The sequence below is a fragment of the Nitrospira sp. genome (assembly GCA_005116745.1).
Lineage (GTDB): Bacteria > Nitrospirota > Nitrospiria > Nitrospirales > Nitrospiraceae > Nitrospira_D.
This window is the reverse complement of sequence record SWDS01000001.1, coordinates 432081-441910: the sequence shown is the minus strand read 5'-3', so window position 1 is coordinate 441910 and position 9830 is coordinate 432081. Positions and strand designations below refer to the sequence as shown.

The 9830-nt window shown below is 55.7% G+C and carries 10 protein-coding genes; 2 read left to right on the top strand and 8 right to left on the bottom strand.

Annotation, left to right across the window (positions count from 1 at the left end):
- The 7 genes from E8D52_02110 to E8D52_02080 form a co-directional block, all read right to left on the bottom strand.
- The coding region (locus tag E8D52_02110; GenBank protein ID TKB70932.1) for a hypothetical protein at nt 1–603 on the bottom strand (603 nt) is incomplete at its 3' end.
- 57 nt (nt 604–660) lie between these two features.
- On the bottom strand, nt 661–1386 hold the full coding sequence (locus tag E8D52_02105; protein ID TKB70909.1) for a hypothetical protein: 726 nt from the start codon (nt 1384–1386) through the stop codon (nt 661–663).
- A gap of 19 nt (nt 1387–1405) precedes the next feature.
- A complete protein-coding gene (locus E8D52_02100; GenBank protein TKB70908.1) occupies nt 1406–1924 on the bottom strand; it encodes a hypothetical protein in 519 nt (172 codons plus the stop codon).
- Between the two features lie 9 nt (nt 1925–1933).
- Nucleotides 1934–2644: a hypothetical protein gene (locus E8D52_02095; GenBank protein TKB70907.1), complete on the bottom strand. Its 711-nt coding sequence runs from the start codon at nt 2642–2644 to the stop codon at nt 1934–1936.
- A 31-nt stretch (nt 2645–2675) separates the two neighbouring features.
- Nucleotides 2676–3305: a hypothetical protein gene (locus E8D52_02090; protein TKB70906.1), complete on the bottom strand. Its 630-nt coding sequence runs from the start codon at nt 3303–3305 to the stop codon at nt 2676–2678.
- Between the two features lie 196 nt (nt 3306–3501).
- Nucleotides 3502–4686 (bottom strand): methyltransferase domain-containing protein, encoded by a 1185-nt coding sequence (locus tag E8D52_02085; protein TKB70905.1) that lies wholly within the window; start codon nt 4684–4686, stop codon nt 3502–3504.
- A gap of 130 nt (nt 4687–4816) precedes the next feature.
- Entirely contained in the window at nt 4817–6184 is a 1368-nt protein-coding gene (locus E8D52_02080) for a glutamate-5-semialdehyde dehydrogenase (protein TKB70904.1), read from the bottom strand.
- 230 nt (nt 6185–6414) lie between these two features.
- Between E8D52_02080 and E8D52_02075 the strand changes: the two genes are divergently transcribed.
- Nucleotides 6415–7245, top strand: a complete 831-nt coding sequence (locus E8D52_02075; protein ID TKB70903.1) for a hypothetical protein — start codon at nt 6415–6417, stop codon at nt 7243–7245.
- A gap of 31 nt (nt 7246–7276) precedes the next feature.
- Here the strand turns inward: E8D52_02075 and E8D52_02070 are convergent, their stop codons facing one another.
- Nucleotides 7277–8596, bottom strand: coding sequence for an MFS transporter (locus E8D52_02070; protein ID TKB70902.1), 1320 nt, complete (start codon nt 8594–8596; stop codon nt 7277–7279).
- A 92-nt stretch (nt 8597–8688) separates the two neighbouring features.
- On the opposite strand from E8D52_02070, the gene ltaE reads away from it, so the two are divergent.
- Complete coding sequence (gene ltaE, locus E8D52_02065; protein TKB70901.1) at nt 8689–9720, top strand: low-specificity L-threonine aldolase; 1032 nt, start codon at nt 8689–8691, stop codon at nt 9718–9720.
- Nucleotides 9721–9830: the final 110 nt, after the last annotated feature.

Sequence of the window (9830 nt, the reverse complement as noted above, 5' to 3'; positions counted from 1 at the left end):
CCCCCGATCCGCCCCCCCCTCTTCGTGAACGAAAACCTGGTCCATGCCGTTCCCGTTAATATCGAAATCAAATCGCCAGTACGGATGATGGACGTGGTCGGTGTTGCACGAAAGCCCTCGACTATGAAGCACGGGGCGCAGTTCGCCATCATCCGACAAGTTCCAAGATTGATAGAGGTGATATTCTCCGATACGGGCATAGATCCCCACCTCCAGCCACTTCACATTCTGCTGAGTTGACGTTTCCATACAGACTTTTTGATCACCGCAATTCACGATCGGCACGAGGTCTTGCCAACGCAATCGATCCTGAAACGGACCACAGCGACCGCTTTCAGCGCGAGAGCCGAACCACGTGAACGGATTCCACCACACCTGCTCCTTGACGTACTTCACGCGAACCACCGGCATGCTGGCCTTCGCCAGAACCAGCTCATCCCGATAGGTGACGTTCCGAATGGCCAATCCGGTGTTATCCCGCACCTCCCAATCGAAACTCCATTTCCCCCAATTGACATGCTCCGAATGTGTTTCCGCAAGCGAGAGTCCCGACGAGGCAACCATGCCGACCATCATGACCAGGCCCAACCAGATTCGTGTCATCGCATTCCTCTCAAGAGCGAGGTGGTTCCTCGCCGGCCTCCAGCACCTTATCGTCGGTCAGATCCACCACGGCCCAGTATTTTGGATCCCCGTCCTCTCCTTTGGAGAAGGTAATCCAAATGGTGCGGTGTGCGTAGCCAGGCTCATTTCTGAAAAACCCACGATCCGGCTGCATGAGCAGTCCATGTCCGTGGAGCTGATCCACCTTTCCAACCAGGCGCGGATCAGCCTTCGCCAACTCGATCCCCCGTTGGACATCCTGTTGCCCCTCCGGTGGTTGGTAGCCGTCAAGACGTGACGCACTGAGGACGCGGTCTCTTTCAGTCGAACGTCTACGGCCACGTTTTGGCTATAACTGTAGTACACCAATCTCGTCATGCTGGACTCTTCGCGGCAACAGCCGAATGAGACCTTGCCTTCCGGCAGCATCCGGTCTGCATCAATGAATGTCCAGCGTTTTCCAAGCAGGGCGGCAACCCGACGGTCGCCTTCGGCGGCCTTTCGCAACTGAATCACGTCATCTGCCGTCAAAACCACAGACGGGCTGACCGACCGCTTCACGGAGGGATCGGGCACCGCACCGACCATTCTTGGTTTGTGATGGCCGTCCGTGTCATCGCCGGTGAACTGAAACACATTCGGAGCAGGAATCTTGTCGGGAAGCGGGGTCTTCTGCACCGCAGTTTCAGGGTCCTCGGGACCGAATGGACCACGGGAGCCTGCATCAAGGCTGCAGCCATATCCAAAACCGATCACAACCCAGACCAACCATGTCCGTCTCATCGCTCAATCCCTCACGCGATTACACCGCCAGCTTCGCCGCTACCCCGATCGCCAGTTTTGACATCTGTGCGGCTGCCTTGATAACGGCAGCCCGTTTTTTTCTGGACGCCGCGTCGAGCACCGCTTCTTTCATGAGGTCTTTGTACGATTTGATTTCGTCTTTGGTGAAGGGAACGATCTGCGCAATCGTCTCATTGTTGAAGGTATTGGCCAACTGCAGATACAGGTTCGAGATCTCAGCGGCATAGATCCCACGCCGAAGTGGGTCGTTCTTATAGGTTTCGAATTTCTTGCGGAGCGTGGCCACCGCCTCCAAGAGAGCTTTTTGCCGGACCTTCGTCTCGTCCTGTTTGCCGATCTCAAACTCAACAGCTCCCAGCTGATCCACCAACGCCTTGGCCTCATCACGCGTATGGTCCACCTGAACCGAGAGCCCCATCACCTCTTGAGTCGCATCCTCAGCTGTTTCCATCAGTTGCTTGATCAGATTATCGTTATCTCGGAGAAACCCGACGACTCCTTCAATACTGAGTTCCATAGTGCCTCCCTATTGCTCGTCGTCTTTCTTTAACTTATCGAGCAACTCAACCAAATCGGCAGTCAACGTCTGGGCCCGATCCAGGGCTCGCATGCGAATGATCCCCGAGCCTGTGACTTCTTCGAGTGCATCGTTCACAGTTCGCGAGTGATTCAGAATCTCCACAATACGGTCCGACTGGGCTGGCGCCCGATCAATCACCGCCGACACGAATTCAGGATCCACAGAGGCCAAGGCAGACCTGTCCGCGAACTGCTTCAGCTGAGCATGGATCGCACCGGTCTGCTTCCACGAGTCATTCAGCGCATTGGCGGTATCACGAAGTCCGCAAAAGTCTTCTTCAAACTGATCCCAGACCATTTTTTCTACGCCGTGAGACTCGGCCAAATAGAGTTGTGCGATCAAAGACGACGCCGCATACGCCGCCTCCCCTCTCTTGCTGGCGATTTTGCGGTACGACGCGAGCACAAACCGCTGCTTGGCTTCCAGCATCTGCAGCTGCTTAAAACTATCCTGCAGATAACTGCGCGCCTGCTCCAGATTCTTGATGCGTTCTTCCGTCTCTTTCTGGAACACATCGATATTCGTCTGGGCCGCATCAATTTTTCCGCCTTCGAGCTGAATGAGATGACGAACGGCATCACTATGGATCGAGTGACACCCGACTGCGCTCATCACCAGAAGGCCGAGGCTTAAGACTATGGTTCGTCGTACGATCATACGAATCTCCTCCTGTGCTCATAGCCTGCCGTCATCGGCGCAATGTCCGCAGCTCATCCGTAAGCGACCGGACCTCATCACGAGACAAGGTCACATCGATATCCAAGTATTGTTTGATGACCGCATTGATTCGGCGGAGCGCTTCCACGTTGGTCCGGTAATGGTCGAACGCCATCAGGTCTACATCGGAGGGGGCCTGCGAATCCTTCCCCACCCGACGCTCCACCCGGCCAACCAGGTCGGGAAGCTTCTGCAGAAGCGTGTTCATATCCCCGGCACCGGTCGAAAAGACCAGCTGCCCGTTCGGGCCTTTCCGTTCAGGAAGATTCTTCAAGCGAATCTCGTTGATCAGAGTCATGACGTCGGGGCCCAGCAGATCGGCATCGTCTTTTGCCAGATCGGCCTCGCCCACACCAGTGACCGTGGGATTGGTCGTGGCCCATTGCAGGGCGAGATTGAGCTTCAGTCTGGTTTGAAGGTAGCGATACCACTGCTGATGCCGCTGGGTCACCTGGCTGACCAACTCACGGTATTGCTGCATTAACCGCTGGTTCTCGGCATACCCCTGATCCTTGGCAAGCAAGGCTTGTTTGACTTCCGGCGGAGTGGTGCAGCCGAGACAAACCAGACTCAGCGCGACAACAACATGCGCTGCTTTCATGGTGATTCCTCCTTCCAACTCACGCCTGGAGCGAACCTTCACCGAACCCCAGATGCCGTCTGACTGCTCTCTCTTACGAGGGTGGAGCAGTGCAGGAAAAGCGAGCTACGATCACCCACTGCACATAGAGTATATTGAGAGTATGGACGTGTCCGGCGTGCAAGTATACAGAGGCTAGTACAACTCAGTAGCTTTCCTAGGGGAGCCCACGTATGATTTCTAGATAGTACGCCTCAAGCAGCGCAGCGCGTGCTTCTTCCATCATGACCAATTGCCGTTGGTCGAATGTATTCGCGCAGTATAGATAGTGCGTGTCATCCACGAAGCCCAACTCGACATGCACTTGTCGGCCATCACGCTCCTCGCGCGTCAATTCCTGAGTGACCGTTCGTTCCGACAACTCTTCCCAGGCCACCTGCGCCGAGGGTCCATGATTCTCATAGAGCGGTGCATTGGAATCGATGGAGTTCGCCAGCATGGTGTTGAGATTGAACAGGCTTCCATCATCCACCTCCGGCAATTCATCCCAAGCCGCCGTGGTCTGAGTCCCGTTACTCAACACATAGAACGGTCCATCCTCCACCACTTCTTCGATGGATCGGTAATGAATCAGATCCGCAGGCTGCACAAGCTGTAACCCCCTACTAGCCAGCGCACGCTGGAACGGGACTCGCCTGGCCAACTGCCGTGTTTTTTCGCACACAATCATGCGACCGTGTGGGCGGAGGACCTGGCACAGGTGGTCAAGTCGGCGCGCCAAACCTGTCCGCTGTTCAAACACCATCTGCTGCGATGGATCGTGTCCACGATCAAACGTCTGCCAACTCTCGCTGGGTATCCCAGGATCCTGTTCGGCCTGGAGCAGTGCGTGCGTCGCCAACACCAGATCGAAGGATCCTGAAAAAGGTTCTGCTTGGAGATCCAAGCAGATGAACCGAAGATTACGCAGGCCCAAGTCCTTCGCCTTTTGTTGTGCGATCGCAATGGACGCCGGCGAGCGATCGACGCCAACCACATTCGCATCAGGGAAACGGAGGGCATACCAGGTTGTCAGAATGCCGAGGCCACAACCGAAATCGAGAATGTCCTGATCCTTGCCGAGGTGCGACATCGCTTGCAGTCCGATCGCTTCATAATATTCATGCCGCTGGCTATAGAGAACCGGGAAGATCTTCGGACGCGCGGCTAGATCATAGAACGCCCTTTCATCGACAGAATCGCCTGTGCGTCTTCGTTCGGCATGGATGTTGAGCTGGTTCAGCTCTTCGACGGAGAGCTGTTGTCGCTGCCACAAGAAGTACTCACGATCGGATGTGAAGTGTCTGAGCCCCCACCACGCAAGATGCTCTCGAAGCGATTGCCCCAGTGGGTTATTCGTCATGTGCTACGCCTGCTCAAAACGGTTCACAGCAAGGCTGCAAGGAGTGAGAACCACGAGGCGTACGCAGTGCGGGTCCTGGACGTGGCTCGAACGACTGAACAGGAAGCTGGGAAGCGTTTTGAGCGGGCATCTACGGTCGTTTGAGCATGATGGCGTCAAAGTACGCTTCCGGTACCGGATGGGGAAGCCGAAGCTGCCCCGACCCGAAGGCCACATACTTCTCGCAGGTCAGCTGTTCCAAACCGATTGGACCCTTCGCGTGCAGTTTCCCCACGCTCAGCCCCACGTCGCTCCCCATTCCGAAGCTATCGCCGGCATGAATCCTGGTTGATGCATTCACCAGCACCGCACTGGCATCAACTTCTCTGGTGAATCGCATGGCCGACTCATAGCGTGTGGTGGCGATTCCGGCGGTGAGACAGGGACCATGCGTCTTAATATGGACCAACGCTTCATCGAGGTCTTCAACCATTTTTACAGCCAGGGTCGGACCAGCGAACTGCGTTTGCCAATCCGCCTCTGTCGCTGGGATGATCGCGGTATGTCCCGTCATCGCCATTTGCCCCATGAGTGCGACCGTCTTTGGGCAAGCATGCACTTCCACCTTGAATTCATCCAGCAGGCGGTTGACCAACGGAGGCAGGAACTGCCTAGCCACAATCTGCTGCACCAACAGGGTATCCAGCGAATTGGAGGCTCCCACCTGCTGCACCTTCGAGTTGATCACCAGGTTTTGCGCGACCGAAATATCGGGGGTTTCATCGATGTACAACTGCGTGAGGCCCCCATCATCGCACAGCACCGGGACCTTGGCTTGCTCCGCAACCGTCTTGCGTAACCCAGCTCCGCCACGCACAATGAGCGCATCGAGGATTTTCCCTGATCGCATCAGATCGAGCGCGACTTCTTTCTCTTGGCGATCGATGAGCACCCAGGCCCCATGGGGTATGCCGTGCTCCGTTGCCGCCTCACGAAATCGCCCATCAATCGCCTGATGCGTCAACTTCCATTCCGGCGCCCCACGAAAGATACAGAGATTGCCCGCCTTCAGACACAGTGCAATCGATTCCACGGTAACGAGCGGACTCCGTTCGGAGATCACGCCGACCACTCCGATTGGCACCCTCACCCTGGAGACTTGTAACCCATCCGGACGTTCCCATCGCGATGTCACGGCACCGACAGGGTCCGGCAGATCGGCGATGAAATGCAGCCGATCGACCATCTCGTTCATGTGTTCGGTCGTCAGACGGACGCGAGCCACAGCAGCCTTCATCCGATCTTTCATGTCCGCATTCTCAAAGGACTTTCCCACAGCCTCGACATCTTTGGCATTTTCCGCGAGAATAGCGTCTTGATCTGCAGCGACTCGATCGGCCATCGCATGCAGCGCCCTCGCCTTCACAGGACCAAAAAGCAGAGCCAGGTCAACCGATACTTTCCGGCAATCTTTCAATAGCTTATCAAGGTATAACTTGACCGGAACCTCAGTCGACATAGGGGCCATTCTTCACGAGATACAGCTTCCAATGGGTCATTGCAATCATTCCATCTCCCTGAGACAATGGCATACCCTTTGGCGTGTAGGGCTTCGGACTATACCACGCGTTTTTTTCATGAGTAAATGACCTGAACACCTCACGTTTTTCACTGCTACAATTACATCGTAGGATGGCGAATGAGAAGTTGGCATACTGACTCGCGTTGGCGCAAGAGAAAGGAACAGCGATGCGCTCACTAGTTCACATGATGGGACATGGTTTCAAGATGGCTCTCTGTGTATTGTTGACGGCATTACTGAGCGCCTGTACTCAGATAAAACCGGTAAGCCCGCTAGGTCCCCCCACACAAGCTACGCCCGAACAAGTGACCGAACGAGAACGGGAGAATCAACCGCCCAAGGTCGTACAAGCCCGTCCCAATGGTAGCAGTCCTCAACAATGCCTGGTCAATTTCGACGATGAGAGCGCGCTCGAACATATCTATTCCCAGGCGAGATCAACCTTGGCATACAGGACGAGCCGAATTGGTTTCGGCCCCTTGCAGACTTGTGATCCATCGAAACACAGCGACTGCTGGACCTATCGCCAGCGCTGTTCCAAGCATGACATCAACGTCGACACGATCGGCCTCACGCATTTTCACTTGAGCATGGAAACAGGGATCGAATGCTACACCCTTCCGGATCCTGGAGACGGCCTTGGCCGTGGATTCGGCAAACTTGTGGACTTTAGATGCACAGAGGTTGATTGGGCAAAAACTCCCCGCGTCCTGTCTTCGCATGATCAGAATCAGTGGGTCAAAGTGTGGGTGAGCAATCCTGAGACTCGTGCACCGACGTATTTCGACATGGAATCAATTCAGGTGCTGCCCGATACTGGAATTCAACTCTGGTTCCGGAAACGCGATGGAACCTGGTGGTTCTGGCCGGATCTGAAGGCCGGCAATACCTGGAACATCCGTGAGCATACACGCGATGTCTCGGAAGTTCGGATCCGGGGCACCAGGGTGGGACGAGCCAGTTCCTATCTGATCGGCTCATTGGTGGTTCGAGACTAGCCGAACGAAGGCCAACACAACCGATACCGACTCATACGGTACGGCGAGAACTCTCTGTCATCAAAGATACGGTAGATGCCGACCGGCGCTTTCCCTCGCGGGCCAGCACGGTGGCGAGCCAAGCCCAGGCGATCATGAGTGGCACGCACGCCAACGCAATGTGGGCCGTGGTGGCACCCAAGGCTTTGATTCCAGTAACCAGCCACCCCGTCGAGGCATCGCCACCTCGTGAGATAGCCGTGTCGATGAAATTCTTCGCTTTGTATTTCTCTTCTCGGCTGACAACGGTAAAGAGAACCTCGCGTGCAGGTTTGGATAACGCATACTCCCCCACCCGACGCAACACAGAAAAGACGACGTAGACCCCGAGAGTCGGCCACAGCGCGATACCGAGAAACCCAATCAAGCTGATCACTGGAAGAAACAGTAAGGGTGCGACCAGACCAAACCGGCTGATGACGCGTTTGGTGACGAACATCTGTGTCAGCCACGTCAACAGACCAGTCGTAAAATCGAGCGAGGAGAAGAGGCGTGTCCTGGCTTCGGGCTGATCCAAATATTCCGAGACCAGACGCGTCTGTTCGAGGTACAGAAACGTCGCGGTCATGGTCAAAAAGGCCAGATAGCCGCAAATTCCAAGCAAATAGGGTGACGACATCGTCAGGCGAATACCCGCCAGGATACTTCCGTGAAGAGGATTACCGGGTCGTGACTGATGGTGGATAGACTGTTCGCGGCCCCATCGGTCGAGTCGATAGACACATCCAAGGCACAGCGTGAGAAACAGCATCGAGGCCAGCATGAGCACCGAAACGGGAACGATAAATGTCAGGCCTGTCGTGATCAGCGGCCCCACCAACGCGCCACTGCTCCCTCCAGCCGCAATGACGCCGAACAGCCGTGCCCCCTGTTCCGGTGTAAACAGATCGGCCATAAAACTCCAGAAGACCGACACAATGAAGAGATTCATCACCGACAGCCAGACAAAAAAACTGCGGGCCACCCACTCAGGATACAGATGACTCATCATCAACGCATAGAAGGCCAACAGATTCACAATGAAGAACGCATAAACGGTCAGCAGCAGCCGGTAGCGGGAGCATCGCGCCGAGAGCCACCCGAACAGTGGCGTGGCCGCGAGCATGGTGAGGAATGTCGCCGTCATCATCCAAGGAAGATGCTTCAATCCTCCTTCGATGGCCATTTCGTCGCGCACCGGACGGAGAATCGAATACCCGCACAAGAGACAGAAAAAATAGACGAAGGCCCACACCAACGGGACGAATTCTTCCCGTTTCACACCGAGGGAGTAAGCCCATCGAGTTAGTCGTGTTTGATCCAATCCGACCATAGACCCGCAGTGTAACAGGTGTGCCTTCGCCTGCAAGTGCCAGATCTGTTAGAATACCGGAACCGTACGGAATTCTTGGGAGGCCGAACAGGATGATCGATCTTCGTAGCGACACCGTGACCAAGCCGACGGACGAGATGCGGAAAGCCATGGCGCGCGCTGAGGTCGGCGATGACGTGTATGGAGAAGACCCGACCATCAATCGGCTCCAAGATATGGCGGCAGCCATGCTCGGCAAGCGGTTCGCGCTCTTCGTCCCCTCCGGCACCATGGCCAATCAACTAGCGATTCGGTCACACACTCAACCGGGACAGGAAATAATCGTCGAGAGCAAGAGTCATATTGTTCGCTATGAACAGGGCGCAGCTGGGGCACTAGCCGGCGTACAACTTCATTGGGTGACCGGTGAGCGGGGAATCATGACTGTCGAGCAGGTGGAGGCCGCCATCAGACCGAACGACCCGCACAGCATCACAACGGCCTTAATCTGTATTGAAAACACGCACAATGCCGGAGGCGGCACGATTTATCCGCTCTCCACAATCGAAAAAATCCGAGCTCTCGCGGTGAGACATGGCATTCCCATGCACCTCGACGGGGCCAGGCTCTTCAATGCCGTGGTCGCCACCACCCTACCGCCCACGGTGTACGCTCAACACTTCGAAACCGTCTCCCTCTGTCTCTCGAAGGGGTTAGGCGCCCCCGTTGGATCGCTGCTGATCTCCAATGACCAGCGACTCATGGATCGCGCACGCCGCTTTCGCCGAATGTACGGAGGTGCGATGCGCCAAGCGGGCATCCTAGCCGCCGCCGGTATCTATGCGCTAGAGCGGCATGTCGCTCGGCTCAGGACCGACCATGAGCATGCCAAAAAACTGGCTCGCCAACTCCAACACATTTCCGCAATCCAGATTGCGCCGCAGCACGTCGAAACGAATATCGTCATCTTCGATATCGTCGACGAACACCGTTCTCCAGCCGAACTCGTAGCCGCGCTCAAAGAACACGGCGTACTTATTAACGCCGTCGGAGGACAAAGCTATCGAGCAGTCACCCATCTGCATATCACGGACAAGCAGATCGACGAAGCCGCGGACGTCTTTGCCAACGTCCTCAAACGTTGACACTATATTCCTCCATCCATAGAATACCGAAACGGCCAGGTCGTTCGCCTGTTGCGGCTTCACGCGGTTGGAAACCAGCAAGAACGAGTAACAGGCCCTACACTGGTCGA

What these genes read in the sequence shown, in the direction of transcription:
- E8D52_02105 (TKB70909.1), bottom strand. Translation starts at nt 1,386, where the DNA reads ATGAGACGGACATGGTTGGTCTGGGTTGTGATCGGTTTTGGATATGGC.
- E8D52_02100 (TKB70908.1), bottom strand. Translation starts at nt 1,924, where the DNA reads ATGGAACTCAGTATTGAAGGAGTCGTCGGGTTTCTCCGAGATAACGAT.
- E8D52_02095 (TKB70907.1), bottom strand. Translation starts at nt 2,644, where the DNA reads ATGATCGTACGACGAACCATAGTCTTAAGCCTCGGCCTTCTGGTGATG.
- E8D52_02090 (TKB70906.1), bottom strand. Translation starts at nt 3,305, where the DNA reads ATGAAAGCAGCGCATGTTGTTGTCGCGCTGAGTCTGGTTTGTCTCGGC.
- E8D52_02085 (TKB70905.1), bottom strand. Translation starts at nt 4,686, where the DNA reads ATGACGAATAACCCACTGGGGCAATCGCTTCGAGAGCATCTTGCGTGG.
- E8D52_02080 (TKB70904.1), bottom strand. Translation starts at nt 6,184, where the DNA reads ATGTCGACTGAGGTTCCGGTCAAGTTATACCTTGATAAGCTATTGAAA.
- E8D52_02075 (TKB70903.1), top strand. Translation starts at nt 6,415, where the DNA reads ATGCGCTCACTAGTTCACATGATGGGACATGGTTTCAAGATGGCTCTC.
- E8D52_02070 (TKB70902.1), bottom strand. Translation starts at nt 8,596, where the DNA reads ATGGTCGGATTGGATCAAACACGACTAACTCGATGGGCTTACTCCCTC.
- ltaE (TKB70901.1), top strand. Translation starts at nt 8,689, where the DNA reads ATGATCGATCTTCGTAGCGACACCGTGACCAAGCCGACGGACGAGATG.